This window comes from Flavobacterium xizangense (assembly GCF_054075145.1).
This window is the reverse complement of record NZ_JBSIPG010000001.1, coordinates 1,288,861-1,310,924: the sequence shown is the minus strand read 5'-3', so window position 1 is coordinate 1,310,924 and position 22,064 is coordinate 1,288,861. Positions and strand designations below refer to the sequence as shown.

The window sequence follows — 22,064 nt, the reverse complement described above, 5'->3', positions numbered from 1 at the left end:
TTAAAACAAACCGCCTTGAATGTTTGTATTTATTTTTCCTAAATGTTTATAGGCTTTATCAGTCACTTCACGTCCACGAGGAGTACGCATAATAAATCCTTCTTGAATTAAAAACGGCTCGTAAACTTCTTCAATGGTTTCACTGCTTTCAGAAACCGCAGTTGCTAAAGTCGAAAGTCCAACTGGCCCGCCTTTAAATTTATTTATAATAGTTAATAAAATTTTATTATCCATTTCATCAAGCCCATGTGCATCCACATTTAATGCTTTTAAGGCATATCTTGAAATCTCTAAATCAATTCTTCCATTGCCTTTGATTTGAGCAAAATCACGAACTCTACGCAACAATGCATTTGCAATACGAGGGGTTCCCCTACTACGTCCGGCAATTTCAATTGCAGCTTCAAGATCTATCGGCATTTTTAATATAGAAGCACTTCTTTCAACAATTGTAGTTAAAAGTTCCGTAGTGTAATATTGTAATCGAGATGAAATTCCAAAACGAGCTCTCATTGGAGCAGTTAATAAACCAGAACGTGTTGTAGCACCAATCAATGTAAACGGATTCAAATTAATCTGTACTGTTCTAGCATTTGGACCAGACTCAATCATAATATCGATTTTAAAATCCTCCATTGCCGAATACAAATATTCTTCAACAACAGGACTTAACCGATGAATTTCATCAATGAACAAAACATCACGTTCATCCAAATTAGTCAATAATCCAGCTAAATCGCCAGGTTTGTCTAATACAGGTCCAGAAGTTATTTTAATTCCAACTTGAAGTTCATTGGCCAATATATTAGCCAATGTTGTTTTACCAAGTCCAGGAGGTCCATGAAAAAGAGCATGATCAAGTGCTTCACCACGCTGATTAGCCGCGGCAACAAAAACTTTTAAATTTTCTAAAACTTGATCTTGTCCTGCAAAGTCATCAAATGACAGTGGACGCAATCTTTTTTCAAGATCTAATTCTTCTGGGTTATATCCTTTTGTAGTAGGATCAAGATTTTCATTCATCCTACAAAGATAGAGAAAGTAATCAGTTTGTAAAATAGCAAAACTAAACGTTTAAAATTTTAACTAAACAAAAAAAAGACTGTCATTTCTGACAGTCTTTTAATTAAATATTTTAGTGGTGTAAAACTTCTTCACCTTCTTTCATTGGTACATTTTGAGGAACAAAATCTACATCATGATTTGGGTTACTGTAGTCATACGGCCAACGATATACATGAGGAATTTCACCTGGCCAGTTTCCGTGGATATGCTCAACTGGAGTAGTCCACTCTAAAGTTGTAGATCTCCATGGGTTCTGAACTGCTTTTTTACCGTAGAAAATACTGCTAAAGAAGTTGTATAAGAATACTAATTGGAACGCACCTCCTACAAGAGCAAATGTTGTAATTAAAACATTCACATTTTGCAAATCATCAAATAATGGGAAGTTTGTGTTAGTATAGTAACGTCTTGGCAAACCAGCTAATCCGATAAAGTGCATTGGGAAGAAAACCCCATAAGCACAAACTGCAGTTACCCAGAAGTGAATATACCCTAAGTTTTTGTTTAACATTCTTCCGTACATTTTAGGGAACCAGTGGTAAATACCAGCAAACATTCCGTAAAGCGCAGAGATACCCATTACTAAGTGAAAGTGAGCAATTACGAAGTAAGTATCGTGAACGTTAATATCCAAAGTACTATCTCCTAAAATGATTCCAGTTAAACCTCCAGTGATGAAAGTAGAAACCATTCCGATAGAGAATAACATTGCAGGGTTAAACTGTAGGTTACCTTTCCATAAAGTTGTAATCCAGTTGAATGCTTTTACGGCAGATGGAATTGCAATCAATAAAGTTGTAAAAGTAAATACAGATCCTAAGAAAGGATTCATACCAGAGATAAACATGTGGTGCCCCCATACGATAGTTGATAAGAATGCAATTGCAAGAACTGACATAATCATCGCTCTGTATCCGAAGATTGGTTTACGAGAGTTCGTAGCCATAATTTCAGATACAAGACCCATTGCAGGCAAGATTACGATATAAACCTCAGGGTGACCCAAGAACCAGAATAAGTGTTCAAACAATACTGGAGAACCGCCTTGGTAATGTAAAACCTCTCCAGCAATGTAGATATCAGATAAGAAGAATGAAGTACCAAAACTTCTATCGAAAATCAATAATAAGGCCGCAGATAATAATACTGGGAATGAAATAACACCAATAATAGCTGTTACAAAAAATGTCCAGATTGTAAGAGGAAGTCTAGTCATAGACATTCCTTTAGTTCTTAAGTTAATAACAGTCACAATGTAATTTAAAGATCCCATTAAAGAAGATGCAATAAAAATAGCCATCGAAACTAACCATAAAGTCATACCTGTTCCAGATCCTGGAATCGCTTGTGGTAACGCACTTAATGGAGGATAAATTGTCCAACCTGCAGATGCTGGTCCAGCTTCAACAAATAAAGAACATAACATTACTACAGCAGACAAGAAAAACAACCAGTAAGAAATCATATTCATAAATCCAGAAGCCATATCTCGCGCTCCAATTTGAAGTGGAATAAGTAAGTTACTAAAAGTTCCACTCAAACCAGCTGTCAGTACAAAGAATACCATAATGGTTCCGTGAATTGTAACTAAAGCCAGATAAATATCATTTGCCATTACACCATCAGGTGCAAATTTATCTCCTAATAAAACATTGAATATTTTAAAAGACTCTTCTGGCCATGCCAATTGCATTCTGAAAAGCAAAGACATTACAATACCAATAATCCCCATTATAATACCTGTAATCAAGTATTGCTTAGCGATCATTTTGTGATCAATACTAAAGATATATTTAGTAATGAATGTGTCTTTATGATGATGTTCGTGCTCGTGATCGTGTCCGTGATCGTGACCGTGCGCTTCTGCTGACATATATGTGTACTTTAAATTTTCTTAATAATATTATTTAACCGCAACTTTAGCTACAGCTGCTTTTACTGTATCAATAACTGCTTTAACAGTATCAATTACTTTTGCAGTTGAATCTGTCGTCGGTGCAGTTGCTTCAGCTGCTTTTTCTTTTTCAGCAGCTGCCGCTGCTTTAATATCCTGAGCTAAAGTAGTTTTTTCGCTTAACCATTTTTTATAATCTTCAGGAGTATCAACAACAACTTTCATTTGCATGTTGTAATGAGAAGCTCCACAAATTTTATTACATAATAATAAATAATCAAATGTATAAGGATCTAAAGCTGTACCTCCTTTAGCAACTAGCTCAGCACTTTTTTCAGCTCTAAGTTTGTTGATGTTTGCAACTTTCTCAACCATGAAAGGCAATTCTCTATATTCAGCAGTAGTGTAAGTAGGTACAAAAGCAAATTCTGTTACCATTCCAGGCACACAGTTCATTTGCGCTCTAAAGTGAGGCATATAAGCTGAGTGCAAAACGTCTTGAGAACGCATTTTGAAATGCACTTTTTTTCCTTTTGGAATATGTAATTCAGTAACTACAATATCATCTTGAGCATTAGGATCAGACATATCAACACCTAAAGTATTAACACCTTCAATCAAACGAACGTTTGCTTTTCCTAAAACATTATCCTGACCAGCATATCTTGCTGTCCATTTAAATTGTTGCGCATATAATTCAATTTCAACTACATCTTCATCTTTATCAACAAACATAATATTGTTCCAAGCATATAATCCGTAAAGAATTAAACAAGCTAAAACTACAGATGGAATAATACTCCAGATTGCTTCTAGTTTATTACTATCTGCAAAAAACAAAGCTTTTCTATCTTTATGACCTCTGTTTTTAAAAGAAAACCAATATAATAAACCTTGAGTAATAACTTGAACTGTGAAAATCAAAACCCAAGTAATATTCATTAAGTTATCTACTAAAAGTCCATGCTCCGAAGCAGGAGTATGAAGTGCTAAATTACCCCATTTCAGTAAACCATAAATCGTAAATATATAAATGAAAGCTAAAAAGCCAAACATAATATATCCTTGAACATTATTATCATTATCTGATGCCACCTGAGAATCGTCCGAAGAAGAACCTACCTGAGTAAGATCAAATATCTTCGTCAATTGCCATAATGCAACTGCTAATAAAACTACAACTATAATTACCAACAAACTTGTCATCTGTTTACTTCTTTAAATATTAATAATGAAAATGTTTACTTTCTTCGATGAAAGGATTTCTTTTTGCCAACAAAGGAGCTTTAGTTAATGCAGTAAATACAACAAAAATAAACAAACCTAAGAAGAAAAGAATAGATGCAATTTCAGGAATACCAATAAACCATTTGTCTCCAACTGTACCAGGCATAATCATATTAAAGAAATCAACATAGTGACCTAATAAGATAACAATACCAGCCATTACAATAACCCAATTAAGACGTTTGAAGTCTGTGTTGATTAATATCAATAATGGAAAAACAAAGTTCATAACGACAGCACCAAAGAATGGCAAGTTATATAATTGAATTCTTGTTACAAAGTAAGTTACCTCCTCTGGAATATTAGCATACCAGATTAACATGAATTGAGAGAACCATAAATAAGTCCAGAAAACACTGATACCAAACATAAATTTAGCTAAATCATGAATATGACTTGTATTTACATACTCTAAATATCCTTTAGATTTTAAATAAATTGTTACCAATGCAATACTTGTAATACCACTTACAAAGAAAGAAGCAAATACATACCATCCGAACAAAGTACTGAACCAGTGTGGATCAAATGACATAATCCAGTCCCATGACATAATTGATTCTGACACGATAAAGAATACTAAAAATCCCGCAGAGATCTTGAAATTCTTTTTATAGTTAAGATCATCATTAGCCTCATCTTGAGCTAAACAATTTTTTCTAGAATAAATTCTATAAAGATTCCATCCTAATAAGAATACAAATGCTCTAGCTATCCAAAAAGGAAAATTTAAATACCCAGATTTTCCAGCAATAATTGCATCATAATTGGCACTACCTTTTTCTGTTACTCCTTCTCCAAGCCAAACGAAAATGTGGTTAAAATGCAATCCACATAAAACCAATATTATAAAGAAAATTATTGAACCAGCTGGTAAATAAGCTGTAATACCTTGCATTACTCTGAATAAAACTGGAGACCAACCTGCTTGAGCTACTTGTTGGATAGCATAAAATGCTAAAACCCCCATTGAAAGCAGTAAAAAGAAAATACAAGCTACATATAATGCAGACCAAGGCTTGTTTTGCAATTGGTGTAAAACATGCTCTAAATGTTTTTCGTGTTCATCAGCACCAGATACTTCTGCATGCTTTGCACCTTTGTGTTCTTCATGTGAAGCTTCAGCAGCTTCATGATGACCTGCCTCTTTATGTGAAGCCTCTACAGACTCCTCATGTGCAGCTCCATGAGAACCATGAGCATCTGCTGCTAGTATTTTTTCAACTTCTTGAATATCTTTAGGTGCACTTAAAAAACCATACCCAATTCCTAATAGTCCAAGAACCATTAAGATGATAGAAAAAGTTTTTAATTTACTTGAAAATGTATACATATCTATTACGATCAGTTTGTTCAACAATTATAATTGGCTTTTTAGTTTTAGAACATAGTCAGCAACTAACCAACGTTCGTGGGCACTTAATTGATTTGCGTGTGAACCCATTGCATTTAAACCATAAGTTTCAACATGGAATACACTTCCTTCAGTGATAACCCTGTCTTTATAACTAGGTACCCCAAGAAATTTTTCTCTTTCAACCAATTTACCTTTACCGTTACCAGCCGCACCATGACAACTGATACAATAAATTTCGAAAAGCTCTTTTCCTTTCCCAGAATTTCTTTCTGCTTCAGTCAAAGGTGATTTCAAATTAGCTTTTGCCAATTCATAACCTGCAGTCGAATTTTCATACTCATAAGGTTCAAAACCTCTATTAATAGTTCCTTCAACAGGAAGCTGACCTTCTTTTCCTCCCTTAAATACTTTTGCTTCCGCGTAAGTCTCATAACCTACAGACTCATACATATTTGGGAAATACTGATAGTTTGGTGCCGAATTATTGTGGCAAGATGAAACTAAAATAGTTATACCAACTAAAAGTGTTATTTTATATATCCTTTTCATAGCTACAATTAATTCTTTTCAATTACTTTAACTTCAACAGCTCCTGTACCTTCGAAAAAAGAAACTAATTCAGCTTCATTATCGTTTACAGCCACTTCCATTAAGAAATGATCGTCTGTTGTTCTTACATCAGGATTTTCTGCTTGTTTGAATGGCCATAATCTACTTCTCATATAAAAAGTAATAACCATTAAGTGAGCAGCAAAAAATACAGTCATCTCAAACATAATTGGCACAAAAGAAGGCATATTCTGAATGAAACTAAAACTTGGCTTACCACCAATATCTTGTGGCCAGTCATGAATCATTATATAACTCATCATTGTAGTGGCAACAGAAATACCAACACATCCATATAAGAAAGCACAAATTGCTAACCTTGTTGGCGCTAAGCCCATTGCTTTATCCAATCCGTGAACAGGAAATGGAGTAAAAACCTCTTCAATATGATGGTGAGCAGCTCTAGTTTTCTTTACTGCGTCCATCAAAATATCATCGTCATTATAAATGGCGTATATTACTTTATTACTCATGATGTGAATCTTTACTATTTGCTCTTTCTCTAATGTAATTATCTCCTGTTCCTTTCAAAATTGTTTTTACCTCTGCCTGAGCAATTACAGGGAATGTTCTAGAGTACAATAAAAACAATACAAAGAAGAAACCAATTGTTCCGATGAAAATTCCAATATCCACGAATGTTGGTGAGAACATTGTCCAAGAAGATGGAAGATAATCTCTATGCAAAGAAGTAACAATGATTACGAATCTTTCAAACCACATTCCGATGTTTACTACAATCGAAATAATGAATGAGAACATGATACTTGTTCTTAATTTTTTGAACCACATGAACTGAGGAGAGAATACGTTACATGTCATCATTGACCAATATGCCCACCAGTACGGTCCAGTAGCTCTGTTTAAGAATGCATATTGCTCATACTCTACTCCTGAATACCAAGCCACGAATAACTCAGTGATATAAGCCACACCTACAATCGAACCAGTAATCATGATAATGATATTCATTAACTCGATATGTTGTAATGTGATATATGCTTCAAGGTTAGAAACTTTTCTCATAACGATCAACAATGTGTTTACCATCGCAAATCCTGAGAATACAGCTCCAGCAACGAAGTATGGAGGGAAGATTGTTGTATGCCATCCAGGAATTACAGAAGTAGCAAAGTCCATAGATACAATCGTGTGTACAGAAAGTACAAGAGGAGTAGCTAAACCAGCTAATACTAAAGATACCTCTTCAAAACGTTGCCAATCTTTTGCTCTACCGCTCCATCCAAAACTTAGAATAGAATATACTCTTTTATTAAAAGGTGTTATTGCTCTATCACGTAGCATTGCAAAGTCAGGTAACAAACCAGTCCACCAGAAAACTAATGATACTGAAAGATACGTAGAAATTGCGAATACGTCCCAAAGTAGCGGTGAGTTAAAGTTTACCCATAATGATCCAAATTGATTTGGAATAGGTAAAACCCAGTATGCTAACCACGGACGTCCCATGTGAATAATTGGGAATAAACCTGCTTGAACTACTGAGAAAATAGTCATAGCTTCCGCAGAACGGTTAATAGCCATTCTCCAACGTTGACGGAAAAGTAATAGTACTGCAGAAATTAATGTTCCGGCGTGACCAATACCAACCCACCAAACGAAGTTCGTAATATCCCAAGCCCAACCAACTGTTTTATTTAATCCCCATGTTCCAATACCGGTAGATACGGTGTAAATGATACAACCTAACCCCCAAAGGAAGGCTGTTAATGCGATTGAAAATACAATCCACCATTGTTTATTTGCAGGTCCTTCAACAGGCGCTGCCACATCTACAGTTACATCGTGATAAGATTTATCACCTATAACTAAAGGTTTTCTAATGGGTGCTTCGTAGTGAGACGACATAATCCTTTATATTGTTTCTTAATTAATAATTTACTAAGTATTTCTAACTTTAACATGGTAAACCACATTAGGTTTTGTTCCTACATGCTCTAATAAATGGTAAGATCTTTCGTCAGCAGCTAATTTAGCAACTTTACTTTCTTTATCATTTACATCACCAAATATCATCGCTCCAGAAGAACAAGCACTAGAACAAGCAGTTTGGAATTCACCATCTCTAACCGCGCGGCCTTCGTTTTTAGCTTTCAATTTAGTAGCTTGTGTCATTTGAATACACATAGAACATTTTTCCATTACTCCACGAGAACGAACGTTTACGTCTGGATTTAATACCATACGACCTAAATCATCATTCATGTGATAATCGAATTCACTGTTTTTGTTATACAAGAACCAGTTAAAACGACGAACTTTATATGGACAGTTGTTTGCACAGTAACGAGTACCAACACATCTGTTATATGCCATGTGGTTTTGACCTTCACGCCCGTGAGAAGTCGCAGCAACTGGACAAACTGTTTCACAAGGTGCGTGATTACAGTGCTGACACATTACTGGTTGGAATGCTACCTGTGGATTCTCACCAGCTTTTTCCATTTCATTGAATGTAGACAATGAACTAGATAAACCAGCAATTCCTTCTTTTCTTTTGTTATCACCTTCAAAAGTGCTTTCAGAAGAATAATATCTGTCAATACGCAACCAGTGCATATCACGGCTTCTTCTAACTTCAGCTTTACCAACTACAGGTACATTGTTCTCTGCGTGACATGCAATAACACATGCTCCGCATCCAGTACAAGCATTTAAATCAATAGAAAGATTAAAATGATGACCAGTTGTACGATCAAACGATTCCCATAAATCAACAGTTGTAGCTTCAACTTCTTGGTGATCTAAAGATACCATTGGTTTTTCATTCCAATGTTCAGCATCTTTAGAATTAAATATTTCTAGAGTAGTTTCCTTAATGATATCTCCTCTACCCATTAATGTTTTTTGTCCTTGAACACAAGCAAACTCATGAACACCATTAGCCTTAGCTAAAGTTATAGACTGAACATTATTAAAGTTTTTATATAAAGAGTATGCATTTAAACCTACTTGCATTTCTTCTTTTAAAGCCGCTTTACGACCATATCCAAATGCAAATCCAATTGTTCCAACAGCTTGTCCAGGTTGAACAATAACAGGAACATTTTCAATTTTCACACCATCAGCAGTTGTTATTGTAGCATAACTACCATTCAAACCTCCATTAGCAACAATCTCATTTGATAAATCGTACTTTTTAGCATCTGCGTTTGAGACAGTAATATAGTTATCCCAAGAAACTCTTGTGATTGGATCTGGAAACTCTTGCAACCAAGGATTGTTTGCATGTTGACCATCACCCATACCTGTTTTAGTATACAATACTAATTCAAGACCTCCTGCAGATTTTGATTTAGAAAGCGCACTTGCAGCACCAGCAGAATCAAAAGCTCCACCAGATAAAGCAACTGAACCAGTTACAAAAACACCATCGTGCAATACTTTATTCCAAGAAGAACCAGCAATTAAACTAGAAGAATTAGCTTTAAGGTAATCGTAGAAAGTTCCACCAACACCATTTAAAGACAATAAAACATCTTGAAATTGTTTTGTATTAAAGATTGGACGAATTGTAGGTTGCGTTAAACTATAGGTTCCGCTTGTGATTTCAACATCACCCCATGACTCCAAATAGTGAGGAGCAGGAGCAGCAATTTTAACTAATGATGCAGTTTCATCTTCTTTCAATGAAAAAGCAACAGATTCTTTTACTTTTTTCAATCCAGACACAAAAGAAGCTGAGTCAGCTAAAGTGTAAACAGGATTAACACCACTCATAATTAAAGTATGAACACTTCCAGCGTTCATATCTTTTAACAATTGAGCAACAACTGCATTAGAACCTTTTCTAATTTGTCTTGTACCAACAGTACTAAAAGCCTCACTTGCTAATTTTTGATTAATAGCCAAAACTAACAACTGAGCATTTTTATCTTCGATTCCAGATACTAAAACTCCTTTTGAACCAGCAGCGTTTAATTGCTGAGCAGCTTTTACTACTTCAGCTTTAAAAGCGCCATCCAAAGAAACAGGAATAGAAGCACCTACAATAATATTATAAATTTGAACTAACGCTTGTTTTTGATCAGCAGTAGTCATTGGAACACGCTTATCAGCAGCCGCTCCAGATAAAGTCATATTAGATTCAAACTGGAAGTGACGAGACATTTTTCCATTTTGAGGAATACGCCCTTTTGCATATCCAGAATCATATCCACCACCTTGCCAATCTCCTAAGAAATCAGCACCAACAGATACAATCAAAGAAGCTTTTGAAAAATCATAATCAACTAAAGCTCTTTGACCATAAACAGATTCAAACGCATCTAAAGCCTCAGATGAAGAAACTGCATCATAAATAACGTGCTTAGCGTTTGGGTTTTTAGCAATAAACTCAGCAATTAATTTTTCTGAAGATGGACTTGCTAAAGTATTTGTTAACAATACCACTTGTCCACCTTTAGCTTTTGCATCAGCTAAACTTGATTTGATTCTCAAATCAACAGCTGACCAAGTAGAATTTTTACCATCTATTTTTGGCTCTTTTAAACGAGCACTATCATACAATCCTAAAATAGAAGCATGGATTCTTGCATTTGCAGCAAATTTAGCTCCTTCAATAGTATTGTTTTCAACTTTAATTGGACGACCCTCACGAGTTTTTACCAAAAGATTTGCAAAATCAAAACCATCAAAAACGGTAGTTGCATAATAATCTGCAACACCAGGAATGATTTGCTCTGGTTGTAAAACATAAGGGATAGACTTGTGCACAGGACCCTCACAAGCAGCAAGTGTAACAGCAGCTGTACTAAATCCTACGTACTTTAAAAAGTCACGACGTGAAGTTCCAGATGAAGCTAAAGCTTCAGCATTTCCTAAGAATTCATCAGTAGGAATTTCTTCAACAAATTCGTTATTTCTAAGCGCCTCAACAATAGAACCATTCTCTAGTTCTTCAACACTTTTCCAGTATTTTTTGTTTGATGACATTGTATATAAATATTAAAATCTTAATAATTCGATTAATAGTGGCATTTACCGCATTCTAAACCTCCCATTTGCGCTGCAGTTAATTTCTCTACACCGTATTTTTTAGAAAGTTCAGCATGAATTTTATCATAGTAAGCATTTCCTTCCATCTTAACATCAGTTTTTCTGTGGCAATCCACACACCAACCCATTGTTAATTTAGAATATTGCTTCATGATTTCAAATTCTTGTACCGGACCATGACAAGTCTGACACTCAATTCCTGCAACAGAAACGTGTTGTGAGTGATTGAAATATACAAAATCAGGAAGATTATGAATACGAACCCATTTTACAGGTTGCGTTTTTCCAGTATAAGCTTGTTTAGTTTTATCCCAACCAACAGCGTCGTATAATTTTTGAATTTGAGCATCATAGAATGCTTTGCTGTATTCAGCGGTAGCAGTAGTCTCAGCAACTTCAGAAATATTTTTATGACAGTTCATACAAACATTCAAAGAAGGAATACCTGCAGATTTACTAACACGAGCAGCAGAGTGACAATATTTACAATTGATCTCGTTATCTCCAGCGTGAATTTTATGAGAATAATGAATTGGCTGAATTGGCTCATAGTTTTGATCTACACCAACTTGCATTAAATATCCATAAACAAAATAACCACTTGCCAACAATAAGAAAATTGAAGTAACTAGAACCAAAAATTGATTTCTAGCGAATGCTTTCCAAATTGGCAATCTGCCTTCTTTAGGAGCAACTTCAATACCATTATTACTTGCCACTTTAGTCAACACTTTGTTCACCATGAACAACATCACAACTAAAATAGCCATTACAAGAGCAAGAGCTCCTAAAATAACATTGTTAGAAATAGCACCACTTTCAACAGCCGTACCTGGAGGAGTAGCAGCTCCAGCAGCCGGAGCAGCAGCTTCAGCTTTTTTCTCAGAAGTATAAGCAATAATATTATCGATATCACCCTCGGATAATTGAGGAAAAGCAGTCATTACCGCCTTGTTGTTTTCTTCAAAAAGCTTAACAGCAGCAGCATCTCCTGATTTAATCATATCAGAACTGTTGTGCACCCACTTGTAAATCCAAGCCATTTCATGCCTTTCAGCAACTCCTCTTAATGCAGGACCTGTTGATTTAGCATCTAATTTGTGACATGCAGCGCAATTTGCATTAAATAGTTCTTTCCCTTTTACTGGATCACCACCCGCAGTTGCTGCAGGAGCAGCAGCTTCAGGCGCCGCAGGAGCAGCAGCTTCTTGAGCAAATGAAGTTAGGGAGAAAATTAGCGTTAGCGATAAGCTAAGGAGCAATTTTCTTGAGATCGAATTATGGTTACCCACCTTTTTCATATAGTATAATAATTATCTACTAATTTTTTGGTATGATTTTTACTGTAACATATCAGTAAAAATAAATACCCTCTTTTAAAACTTGCACAAAAATACGACTTATGAACTATTCTCAAAACCTTAAAATAGTCTTAAATATCAATTTATATCAATTCTAAATAATATTAAAATTTTCCATACAAACTTTAAATACTATTTTTGCATAAAAACCATCACATTATGAGAATTTTAACCCCTTCAAAAAGAGTTTTCTTAACGCTAACAGTATTCACATTAGCATATAACATTCATGCTCAAGATCAAAATTTAACAGTAAATCAGGATCCGAAATTTGAGCAGTTACTGAGTGAAAAACGAAAAATTAACACATCAATAAGTACAAACGATACATACCGAATTCAAATTTTTAGCGGAAAAAGCGAAGAGGCAAAAAAAACGTTATCGGATTTTAAAAGAGAATACAGCAATATTGACGGAACAATCATTTTTAACACTCCAAACTACAAAGTAATAGTTGGAAATTTTAAAACCAGAATTGAAGCAGAGCGAAATTTAGCCGATATTAGAAATAGATACAAAAGCGTCTTTTTACTTAAACCAGGCAAATAAAAGACACTGCCAATGCATATAAAAAAAGCGAGATTCAATCTCGCTTTTTTTACATCATAAACTCTTTGCTGCAACATTAATTCAAAGCTAATTTACCACCTTAATTCCACTCGCAACAAATCGAATTTCTTCTTTTGGTGAAATTATCGCATTTATTTCAGTTTGGGATTTTTTAGCATCTTTAGCATAATGCTTCAATTCATCAACAGAAGTGATTTTTTTCTCAGCAACACCTTCCAAAACAACATTTTTTCCTTTCAGCGCTTTTGGCACAAAAAAAGCATAATCTTTCATCTTTACAAAAAAAGAAGAACCATTTTCCGTTTTAATAGTCACCCAGCACCCTTTCTTTTCACAGACATCGGTCACTTCTCCTTTGACTGCAATATTCTCAACTTTATTCTGATCTTTAAATTTATTCTCTAAATTTTTAACCGAGACAGCTTTTTCAACTGCAACGCTAGAAACGTCTGCCCCATAATAATCTCCCACCACGGCGTTACCCGCTGGCGGAGCACTTTTTTCTACAGCTTCCTGAGCAAAAGAGAATGTAGAAATAAAAATCGAAAGAACAGCCGTGTATAGTAATTGTTTCATAATTAAATAATTTTACTCAAAAATAATAAATTTTTAACAAATATGAAACAGCCAAAAACGATACTTCATCTTACTATAAAGACAAAAAAGCCTCAATTTTCATTGAGGCTTTTTAATATATTTATTGAAAATTATTTCAATTTCTTTTTGATTGCAACTTCATGGTATGCTTCAATAACATCTCTTTCTTCAATGTCATTAAATCCTTTAATCTGAATACCACAATCATATCCTTTAGTTACTTCTTTAACATCATCTTTGAATCGTTTTAAAGCAACAAGTTCTCCTGTATGAACAACAACTCCTTCTCTGATAACTCTAATTTTAGAAGTTCTCAAGATCTTACCATCTGTCACCATACAACCAGCGATTGAACCCACTTTAGAAATTTTGAAAATCTCACGAATTTCAGCAGTTCCTAAAACTTCTTCTTTCATTTCAGGAGCTAACATTCCTTCCATTGCATCTTTCAAGTCGTCAATTGCCGCATAAATGATAGAGTAGTAACGGATATCAATTTCTTCTTTATCCGCAAGCTGTCTTGCATTTCCAGCAGGACGAACATTAAATCCGATAATAATCGCATCAGATGCAGAAGCTAAGTTAACATCGGTTTCAGTAATCGCACCAACTCCTTTATGGATAATATTAATTTGAACTTCCTCAGTAGAAAGTTTAGAGAACGAATCTGATAATGCTTCAACAGATCCATCAACGTCTCCTTTAAGGATTACGTTCAATTCTTTAAACTGACCAAGTGCAATACGACGTCCAATTTCATCTAGTGTGATATGTCTTTGTGTACGTACAGACTGTTCGCGCATTAATTGAGAACGCTTAGATGCAATTTGTTTTGCTTCTTTCTCATCCTCAAATACATTGAACTTATCCCCCGCAGTTGCAGCCCCATCTAAACCTAAAACCGATACCGGAGTCGAAGGACCCGCTTCTAAAACAGTATGTCCACGCTCATCATGCATTGCTTTTACTTTTCCATGGTGTTTTCCTGCCAACATATAATCCCCAATTTTCAAAGTACCTTGTTGTACTAAAATTGTAGAAACATATCCTTTTCCTTTATCCAAGAATGCCTCAACTACAGTTCCCTGAGCAGCTTTATTTGGATTTGCTTTTAGATCTAAAATTTCAGCTTCTAATAAAACTTTCTCTAATAATTCTTTTACCCCTGTTCCAACTTTTGCAGAAATATCATGTGATTGAATTTTTCCACCCCAATCTTCAACAAGCAAATTCATACCAGCCAAACGCTCTTTGATTTTATCAACATTCGCATTTGGTTTATCAATTTTATTGATTGCAAATATAATTGGCACTCCTGCAGCTTGTGCGTGAGAAATTGCTTCTTTTGTTTGTGGCATGATATCATCATCTGCCGCCACAACGATAATAGCAATATCTGTAACCTGAGCTCCACGTGCACGCATCGCAGTAAACGCCTCGTGACCCGGAGTATCTAAAAATGCAATTTTTTGTCCATTATCAAGAGTTACACCGTAAGCTCCAATATGCTGTGTAATACCTCCAGATTCACCAGCGATAACATTTTCTTTACGAATATAATCCAGCAAAGATGTTTTACCGTGGTCAACGTGTCCCATTACCGTAACAATTGGTGCTCTAACTACCAAGTCCTCTTCTCTATCTTCAACAACCGCAATAGCTTCTTCGATATCAACTGTAATGAATTCAACTTCATAACCAAACTCATCAGCAACGATTGTTAATGTTTCAGCATCTAAACGCTGATTCATCGTAACCATGATCCCAAGAGACATACAAGTTCCAATTACTTTTGTAATAGGCACATCCATCATGATAGCAATCTCACCTACAGTAACAAATTCAGTAACTTTAATTGTTTTACTTCCTTCATCAAGTGCTCTCTGCTCGTCATCAGATTTTTGACGGTGCGTTTCTCTTTTATCTCTTCTATATTTAGCCGCTTTAGATTTACCTCCTTTACCCTGAAGTTTTTCAAGAGTTTCTCTAATTTGGTTTTTTACTTCTTCTTCTGTAGGCTCAACTTTAGCTACAATTGCAGGACGATTTCCTTTTACAAAACCAGGTCTTGAACTTCTATTTGCATTAAAGCCTCCACCACCAGTATTTGGAGTAATTTTATTAGGATTTGGTGTTCCTGGCGCATTTCCTGTTGCAGGTTTTGGAGCACCCGGCGCACCCGGTTTAGGAGCAATTCTTTTACGCTTATTTTTATTAGCATTATTATTGTTTCCTGCTCCTGGAACTCCTGGTTTATTAGGAGTAATTTTCGGATCTTCTTTTTTCTTCTTCGGCTTATTAAATTGAGACAAATCAATTGTTTGCCCAGTAAGAGTCGTTCCGGATAATTTTTGATATTGAGTAGTGATTGTTTCCTCTGCTGTCGTGGGGTCAGTCGAAACGATTGGCTCCTGCGCTGTTTTAGAACTTTCAGCTTTTACTTCTTTTTTCTCAGTAATAATAGGCGTTTCAACCTTTTTTTCTTCCGAAACTACAGGAGCAACAGCTTGCTCTGGCTGTACAATTTCTTTTTCAACAGGTTTTTCTGGCTGAGCAGGAGTAACAACTGCTTTTGGCTCACTGGCTTTAACCGGTTCCTCAACAGGGGTAGAAACTGTAGGTTTCTTTGGGTTCAAATCAATTTTCCCAACTTGAACTGGTCCGCTTACAACAGCTCTAGCTTTTATAATTTCTTGCTGTTTCTGACGTTCTTCGTCTTGTCTGCGTTTGTCTTCAATTTCTTTCTCACGTTCAACACGTAATGCTTCTTTTTCTTTTCTTTTTTCTTCTCCTACCTCTTTAGAAGCTTCCTTATTCCCCTTATCGCCCGCAAATTGGCTTTGCAGAATATTAAATTCACTATCAGAAATTTTAGCGTTCGGATTTGCATCAATAGCAATTCCCTTATCTTTTAGATAATCAACAGCTCTTTCCAATGAGATATTTAATTCCCTTAAAACCTTGTTTATTCTTATTACTCTCTCTTCAGACATATAACCTTTTTATTATTACCTTTTTCGTTGTGTTGTTAGAGCAGATTTTTAGCTGTTTCTAGCTATCAAACTCTTCTTTTAGTATTTTCATAACGTCTAGAATTGTTTCCTCTTCTAAATCTGTTCTTCTTACTAAATCTTCTACTTCTTGTTTCAAGATACTTTTTGCAGTATCTAAACCTATTTTAGCAAATTCTTCTATAACCCATTCTTCGATTTCATCTGAAAACTCTGTTAATTCAACATCATCTTCATCTGCAACCGTACCAGCAACATCTCCTTCACGAATAACATCCAATTCATAACCTGTCAATTGACCTGCTAATTTGATATTATGACCTCCTCTACCGATTGCTTTAGATACCTCTTCTAATTTTAAGAAAACTTCAGCTCTTTTACTTTCTTCGTCAATTTTAATTGAAGAAACTTTTGCAGGGCTCAAAGCTCTTGTAATAAACAATTGAATATTATTTGTATAATTGATTACGTCAATATTTTCGTTTCCTAATTCACGAACAATTCCGTGAATACGAGAACCTTTCATACCAACACAAGCTCCAACAGGATCAATTCTGTCATCGTAAGAATCAACAGCTACTTTCGCTTTTTCACCAGGAATACGTACTACATTTTTAACTGTAATTAAACCATCAAATACTTCTGGAATTTCCTGTTCAAATAATTTTTCTAAAAACTTCTCTGAAGTTCTAGACATAATAATTTGAGGTTTGTTTCCTTTTAATTCAACGCTTTCAATGATTCCACGAACATTATCTCCTTTACGGAAAAAGTCAGACGGAATTTGTTTTTCTTTCGGAAGTACAATTTCGTTTCCTTCATCATCAACCAAGATAACTACTCTAGGACGCACGTGGTGTACTTCGGCAGTATAAATATCACCGATAATATCTTTAAATTGCTTGTAAAGATTTGTATTATCGTGTTCGTGAATTTTGGATATTAAGTTTTGACGCAAAGCCAAAATAGCTCTTCTTCCTAAATCGATCAGTTTAACTTCTTCAGAAACTTCTTCACCAATTTCAAAATCTGCTTCGATCATTCTTGCTTCAGTCAAAGTAATTTCTTCATTTTCAAAATCAAGATCTTCGTCAGCAACAATTACTCTTCTTCTCCAAATCTCCATATCCCCTTTATCAGGATTTATAATGATGTCGAAGTTATCATCAGAACCGTATTTTTTCTTTAATGCATTTCTAAACACGTCCTCTAAAATTGCCATAAGCGTTACACGATCAATAAGTTTATTATCTTTAAACTCTGAGAATGAATCGATTAATGCTAAATTTTCCATGCGAATTCTTTAATTAAAATGTTACTGTAACAATTGCCTCTTTAATTTCTGTATAAGGTATTTGTTGCTCTTTTTGAACTGTTTCTTTTCCTTTTCCTACTTTTTTCGGTTCTCTTGCTTCCCAAGACAAAATTATAAAAACATCGTTAGCTTCTACCAACTCTGCTTCAATTTTTTCTGTATTTGTAGTAACAATCAACGTTCTACCAATATTTTTTTTGTATTGTCTTATCATTTTCAAAGGAGACCCTACTCCAACAGATGCTACTTCAAGCGAAAAATCCTGTTCTTCACGATCCAGATTATTCTCTATTGCACGACTGATATCAATACAATCCTGTAGCGCCACTCCATTATCTCCGTCTAAACCAACACTAATTTTAAAAGAATCTGAGACAGCCAAATCAATCAAAAAGATAGATGGCTTTTCCAGAAGAGCTTCTTCAATTAATCCGTTTACTTTTTCTTTAAATGTCATAATTTTATAAAAAGAGGGGACAATTAGTCCCCTCATTATTTAGATTTTAATAAATAACGATGCAAATATAGTGATTTTTTTATAAATCAAATAAAATTGATTGCTCTAAAAATATTTCTTATCTTTATAGTAGCATTCAAACAACAAAATATCTAAATAATTTAACCCAAAGAATTATGAAACGAATTTTAGTTCCTACTGACTTTTCAGAACATGCCGAAGATGCCCTAAAAGTTGCCGCGCAAATTGCTAAAAAAAATGATTCTGAAATTATCATTTTACACATGCTTGAGCTGCCGCACCAAATGAATGACGCTATACTTGGAGGCGCAAGTATTCCTGAAACTATGCTTTTTATGAAAAAAGCAAATGAAATGCTTGACGAAATATCATCAAAACCATATCTGGATGGGATTTCAATTACCGAAATTGTAAAAATGGACAAACCAATCCATGGAATCACACAAGTAAGCAAAGATTATGAAGTAGACTTAATCATAATGGGATCGCATGGCTCTTCTGGCGTTGAGGAACTTTTAATTGGTTCAAATACTGAAAAAGTAGTTCGAAATTCTGAAATTCCTGTTTTAGTTATCAAAAAAGACATCACTAATTTCAAGGTTGAAGATATTGTCTTTGCTTCTGATTTCTCAGATGAAACTAAAGCACCTTTTGACAGACTGCTAAATTTTGTCAAATTCTTTGATGCAAAAATTCATCTTGTAACAATTTGCACACCAAATAGCTTTAAACCAACACACGTTATACAAAAAGCCATGAACAATTTTGTGACTCATTTCAATATTAAAAATTATTCTACTCATATTTACAATGACACCAATATCGAGAAAGGAATTATCAATTTCGCAAATAGCATTAACGCTGACTTAATTGGAATGTGTACGCATGGAAGAACGGGTTTCGCTCACTTTTTCAATGGAAGCATAAGCGAAGGATTGGTCAATCATACCGTGAGACCTGTCATCACCTTAAAGATTTAAAACCCAAAATAATTTATTTTACAAAATAGCTTCTTATTTAGAAGCTATTTTTTTTTCTAAAAACATGAGCTTTTCAACAAAGTTTATTTGAGCTTTACAACAAAGTCCTACACCTCATTAATCATGAAATTTGTCAAATAAAATTCATTAAATCTTACAACATGAAAACAATAGACAAAATTTACATTAACGGGGAATTTGTTTCTCCAAAAGGAACTGAATATTTCAATCTAATCAGCCCAACAACAAATGAACAACTAGGAAAAGTTCGCTTAGGAAACACAGAGGACACAAAGAACGCAATAGAAGCTGCTAAAAATGCTTTTAAAACTTTCTCTAAAACTACAACTTCCGAAAGAATTCAATATTTAAAAAACATAAAAATCGCTGTTGAAAAAAGAAAAACAGACTTCATTAATATAATGATTGAAGAATACGGTGGCACATTTCAATTTGCATCAGTAAGCTACGAGTACATGCTCAAAGGTTTTGACTCAGCAATCAACTTATTAAACTCTTATGATTTTATCAAAACCATGGGTGAATCTGAAGTTCAAATGACACCAATTGGCGTAGTTGGAATCATCATTCCTTGGAATTCAAGCAATGGCTTTATCAGCAGTAAATTATCAACCATCATAGTTGCCGGATGCACAACTGTTATAAAACCAAGCGAGATGAGCGCGCAACAAACACAATTAATGATGGAATGCCTACATGACGCAAATCTTCCAAAAGGATTAGTCAACATTGTTAACGGATTAGGAGAAGTTGTAGGAGCAGAAATAAGCCGCAATCCGGATATTGCAAAAATCTCTTTTACAGGCTCAACAACTGTCGGAAAAATCATAGCAAAAGAAGCTGTCGACACAATGAAACGTGTTACTTTGGAACTTGGAGGAAAATCGCCAAATATAATTTTAGATGACGCCGATTTCTCAAAAGCAATTCCGCTTGCCATTAACGCCGCTTTCATGAATAACGGCCAAGCTTGTATTGCCGGAACAAGATTATTAATCCCAGAAAGCAAACTAGACGAAACAAAACTAATCATCAAAGAAATCCTAACAAACATCGAAGTTGGCGACCCAAAAAACAGCACGACTGCCGTAGGACCAATGGTCAGCACAAAACAATTTCAACGAGTTCAGGACTACATCCAAATTGGAATCAATGAAGGTGCCGAAATTCTAGCTGGTGGATTAGGAAAACCAAAAGGTCTAGAAAATGGAAACTTTGTAAAACCAACTGTTTTTATCAATGCAAACAATCAAATGCGTATTGCCCGAGAAGAAATATTTGGCCCCGTTTTAACTGTCATCACTTATAAAACAGATGAAGAAGCAGTTGAAATCGCAAATGACACCACTTATGGACTTCAAGCATATGTAAGCTCAGCCAATAATGAAAGAGCACATAAAATCGCTTCACAAATTAATGCTGGGAGAGTTCAAATAAACGGAATTGGCCACGACCCCATGGCTCCTTTTGGTGGGTTCAAACAATCTGGAATTGGTCGAGAATTCGGAACAATCGGACTTGAAGCTTATCTAGAACCAAAAGCATTGATTCAACCAAAATAATCATTTGAGATCCGGAGTCTTTTCGCAAAAAGATTTTCCGGATCTTTTAGTATTTTTACATTATGACTACAAAAGCAAATCCAAAACCAAAAATACTCTACTCCTGCTATTACGCACGCAGCCGAGAAGGAGAACATTTTATTCCGGAACACGTTTTTAGCTATCAAATTTCAGGCGAAATGATCGCTTCAGACAGCAAAAATACTTATCATACAAAAGCTGGTGATTTTCGTTTTAGCAAAAGAAATCATTTGGCTAAATTCACCAAAATCCCACCTGAAGAAGGTGAATTTAAAACAATCTCTCTTTTTTTAGATCAAGAAATCCTTCGCGAAGTAAGCAAAGAATACGATTTTAGAATAACAAAAAAAGCAGATACCGAAGCCATGATTACCCTTGCTCCAAATCCGCTTTACAAATCTTTCATGGAATCATTGATTTCTTATCTCGAAATTGAACAAGAAAATAACGAAGCTTTATTTAATTTAAAAATAAAAGAAGCCATCCATCTTTTATTAAAAATAAACCCAGAATTAAAAGATATTTTATTCGACTTTAATGAACCCGGAAAAATCGACATTGAAGCTTTTATGAACAAAAATTTCCATTTCAATGTTCACTTGCATCGTTTTGCATATCTAACAGGACGAAGTTTAGCAACATTCAAAAGAGATTTCCAGAAAACATTTCAGCAAACGCCTGGAAAATGGCTGCTAAACAAGAGACTTCAGGAAGCTTATTATTTAATTAGCCAAGGAAATCCGCCATCTGAAGTCTATATTGGTGTTGGCTTTGAGGATTTATCCCATTTTTCATTTTCATTTAAAAAGAAATTTGGAATAGTGCCTTCGTCTTTAAAAGAAAAGTAAAAACCTTTATTTCAATTTATTACATAAAAAAAGCCTCTCATTTCTGAGAGGCTTTATGTTGGTCTACTA

17 protein-coding genes are annotated in these 22,064 nt (G+C 34.9%); 4 read left to right on the top strand and 13 right to left on the bottom strand.

The annotated features are described in order from the left end of the window. The 9 genes from ruvB to ACWA1B_RS05480 form a co-directional block, all read right to left on the bottom strand. Positions 1-1,023: a Holliday junction branch migration DNA helicase RuvB gene (gene ruvB, locus ACWA1B_RS05520; protein WP_456904834.1), complete on the bottom strand. Its 1,023-nt coding sequence runs from the start codon at positions 1,021-1,023 to the stop codon at positions 1-3. A gap of 112 nt (positions 1,024-1,135) precedes the next feature. After that, on the bottom strand, positions 1,136-2,938 hold the full coding sequence (locus ACWA1B_RS05515; RefSeq protein ID WP_035645262.1) for a cytochrome c oxidase subunit I: 1,803 nt from the start codon (positions 2,936-2,938) through the stop codon (positions 1,136-1,138). A gap of 30 nt (positions 2,939-2,968) precedes the next feature. Beyond that, positions 2,969-4,165 (bottom strand): cytochrome c oxidase subunit II, encoded by a 1,197-nt coding sequence (locus ACWA1B_RS05510; RefSeq protein WP_456904831.1) that lies wholly within the window; start codon positions 4,163-4,165, stop codon positions 2,969-2,971. Between the two features lie 19 nt (positions 4,166-4,184). Next, complete coding sequence (locus ACWA1B_RS05505) at positions 4,185-5,579, bottom strand: quinol:cytochrome C oxidoreductase (RefSeq protein ID WP_456904829.1); 1,395 nt, start codon at positions 5,577-5,579, stop codon at positions 4,185-4,187. A gap of 27 nt (positions 5,580-5,606) precedes the next feature. Continuing rightward, entirely contained in the window at positions 5,607-6,152 is a 546-nt protein-coding gene (locus tag ACWA1B_RS05500) for a c-type cytochrome (protein ID WP_456904827.1), read from the bottom strand. Between the two features lie 8 nt (positions 6,153-6,160). Beyond that, complete coding sequence (locus tag ACWA1B_RS05495) at positions 6,161-6,685, bottom strand: DUF3341 domain-containing protein (RefSeq protein ID WP_025572651.1); 525 nt, start codon at positions 6,683-6,685, stop codon at positions 6,161-6,163. After that, the gene (gene nrfD / locus ACWA1B_RS05490; RefSeq protein WP_035645274.1) at positions 6,678-8,081 is read right to left on the bottom strand and encodes an NrfD/PsrC family molybdoenzyme membrane anchor subunit; all 1,404 of its coding nucleotides are present in this window, start codon (positions 8,079-8,081) and stop codon (positions 6,678-6,680) included. The genes ACWA1B_RS05495 and nrfD overlap by 8 nt, the downstream gene beginning before the upstream one ends. Before the next feature lie 33 nt (positions 8,082-8,114). Further along, positions 8,115-11,168, bottom strand: a complete 3,054-nt coding sequence (locus ACWA1B_RS05485; RefSeq protein WP_456904824.1) for a TAT-variant-translocated molybdopterin oxidoreductase — start codon at positions 11,166-11,168, stop codon at positions 8,115-8,117. Positions 11,169-11,200: 32 nt separating this feature from the next. Then, positions 11,201-12,532, bottom strand: a complete 1,332-nt coding sequence (locus tag ACWA1B_RS05480) for a cytochrome c3 family protein (protein ID WP_456904822.1) — start codon at positions 12,530-12,532, stop codon at positions 11,201-11,203. A 219-nt stretch (positions 12,533-12,751) separates the two neighbouring features. Between ACWA1B_RS05480 and ACWA1B_RS05475 the strand changes: the two genes are divergently transcribed. Then, positions 12,752-13,141 (top strand): SPOR domain-containing protein, encoded by a 390-nt coding sequence (locus tag ACWA1B_RS05475; RefSeq protein ID WP_456904820.1) that lies wholly within the window; start codon positions 12,752-12,754, stop codon positions 13,139-13,141. Between the two features lie 87 nt (positions 13,142-13,228). Here the strand turns inward: ACWA1B_RS05475 and ACWA1B_RS05470 are convergent, their stop codons facing one another. From ACWA1B_RS05470 to rimP, 4 genes are all read right to left on the bottom strand, one after another. After that, positions 13,229-13,738: a DUF4920 domain-containing protein gene (locus tag ACWA1B_RS05470; RefSeq protein WP_456904818.1), complete on the bottom strand. Its 510-nt coding sequence runs from the start codon at positions 13,736-13,738 to the stop codon at positions 13,229-13,231. Between the two features lie 131 nt (positions 13,739-13,869). Beyond that, a complete protein-coding gene (infB, locus tag ACWA1B_RS05465) occupies positions 13,870-16,752 on the bottom strand; it encodes a translation initiation factor IF-2 (RefSeq protein WP_456904816.1) in 2,883 nt (960 codons plus the stop codon). A 58-nt stretch (positions 16,753-16,810) separates the two neighbouring features. Further along, complete coding sequence (nusA, locus tag ACWA1B_RS05460) at positions 16,811-18,064, bottom strand: transcription termination factor NusA (RefSeq protein ID WP_035645285.1); 1,254 nt, start codon at positions 18,062-18,064, stop codon at positions 16,811-16,813. A gap of 13 nt (positions 18,065-18,077) precedes the next feature. Next, the gene (gene rimP, locus ACWA1B_RS05455; RefSeq protein ID WP_456904814.1) at positions 18,078-18,542 is read right to left on the bottom strand and encodes a ribosome assembly cofactor RimP; all 465 of its coding nucleotides are present in this window, start codon (positions 18,540-18,542) and stop codon (positions 18,078-18,080) included. Between the two features lie 176 nt (positions 18,543-18,718). On the opposite strand from rimP, the gene ACWA1B_RS05450 reads away from it, so the two are divergent. The 3 genes from ACWA1B_RS05450 (at position 18,719) to ACWA1B_RS05440 (ending at position 21,995) form a co-directional block, all read left to right on the top strand. After that, on the top strand, positions 18,719-19,543 hold the full coding sequence (locus tag ACWA1B_RS05450; RefSeq protein WP_456904812.1) for a universal stress protein: 825 nt from the start codon (positions 18,719-18,721) through the stop codon (positions 19,541-19,543). Positions 19,544-19,704: 161 nt separating this feature from the next. Beyond that, positions 19,705-21,126 carry an aldehyde dehydrogenase family protein gene (locus ACWA1B_RS05445; RefSeq protein WP_456904810.1) on the top strand — a complete coding sequence of 474 codons (1,422 nt, stop codon included), beginning with the start codon at positions 19,705-19,707 and terminating at the stop codon, positions 21,124-21,126. Positions 21,127-21,188: 62 nt separating this feature from the next. Next, positions 21,189-21,995: a helix-turn-helix domain-containing protein gene (locus ACWA1B_RS05440; RefSeq protein WP_456904808.1), complete on the top strand. Its 807-nt coding sequence runs from the start codon at positions 21,189-21,191 to the stop codon at positions 21,993-21,995. Positions 21,996-22,064: the final 69 nt, after the last annotated feature.

Excerpts from the sequence above, each read along its gene's own strand:
- ACWA1B_RS05470 (WP_456904818.1), bottom strand. The coding sequence starts at position 13,738 with ATGAAACAATTACTATACACGGCTGTTCTTTCGATTTTTATTTCTACA.
- rimP (WP_456904814.1), bottom strand. The coding sequence starts at position 18,542 with ATGACATTTAAAGAAAAAGTAAACGGATTAATTGAAGAAGCTCTTCTG.
- ACWA1B_RS05450 (WP_456904812.1), top strand. The coding sequence starts at position 18,719 with ATGAAACGAATTTTAGTTCCTACTGACTTTTCAGAACATGCCGAAGAT.
- ruvB (WP_456904834.1), bottom strand. The coding sequence starts at position 1,023 with ATGAATGAAAATCTTGATCCTACTACAAAAGGATATAACCCAGAAGAA.
- ACWA1B_RS05510 (WP_456904831.1), bottom strand. The coding sequence starts at position 4,165 with ATGACAAGTTTGTTGGTAATTATAGTTGTAGTTTTATTAGCAGTTGCA.
- ACWA1B_RS05515 (WP_035645262.1), bottom strand. The coding sequence starts at position 2,938 with ATGTCAGCAGAAGCGCACGGTCACGATCACGGACACGATCACGAGCAC.
- ACWA1B_RS05445 (WP_456904810.1), top strand. The coding sequence starts at position 19,705 with ATGAAAACAATAGACAAAATTTACATTAACGGGGAATTTGTTTCTCCA.
- ACWA1B_RS05500 (WP_456904827.1), bottom strand. The coding sequence starts at position 6,152 with ATGAAAAGGATATATAAAATAACACTTTTAGTTGGTATAACTATTTTA.
- ACWA1B_RS05475 (WP_456904820.1), top strand. The coding sequence starts at position 12,752 with ATGAGAATTTTAACCCCTTCAAAAAGAGTTTTCTTAACGCTAACAGTA.
- ACWA1B_RS05485 (WP_456904824.1), bottom strand. The coding sequence starts at position 11,168 with ATGTCATCAAACAAAAAATACTGGAAAAGTGTTGAAGAACTAGAGAAT.
- ACWA1B_RS05495 (WP_025572651.1), bottom strand. The coding sequence starts at position 6,685 with ATGAGTAATAAAGTAATATACGCCATTTATAATGACGATGATATTTTG.
- ACWA1B_RS05480 (WP_456904822.1), bottom strand. The coding sequence starts at position 12,532 with ATGAAAAAGGTGGGTAACCATAATTCGATCTCAAGAAAATTGCTCCTT.
- nrfD (WP_035645274.1), bottom strand. The coding sequence starts at position 8,081 with ATGTCGTCTCACTACGAAGCACCCATTAGAAAACCTTTAGTTATAGGT.
- ACWA1B_RS05440 (WP_456904808.1), top strand. The coding sequence starts at position 21,189 with ATGACTACAAAAGCAAATCCAAAACCAAAAATACTCTACTCCTGCTAT.
- infB (WP_456904816.1), bottom strand. The coding sequence starts at position 16,752 with ATGTCTGAAGAGAGAGTAATAAGAATAAACAAGGTTTTAAGGGAATTA.
- ACWA1B_RS05505 (WP_456904829.1), bottom strand. The coding sequence starts at position 5,579 with ATGTATACATTTTCAAGTAAATTAAAAACTTTTTCTATCATCTTAATG.
- nusA (WP_035645285.1), bottom strand. The coding sequence starts at position 18,064 with ATGGAAAATTTAGCATTAATCGATTCATTCTCAGAGTTTAAAGATAAT.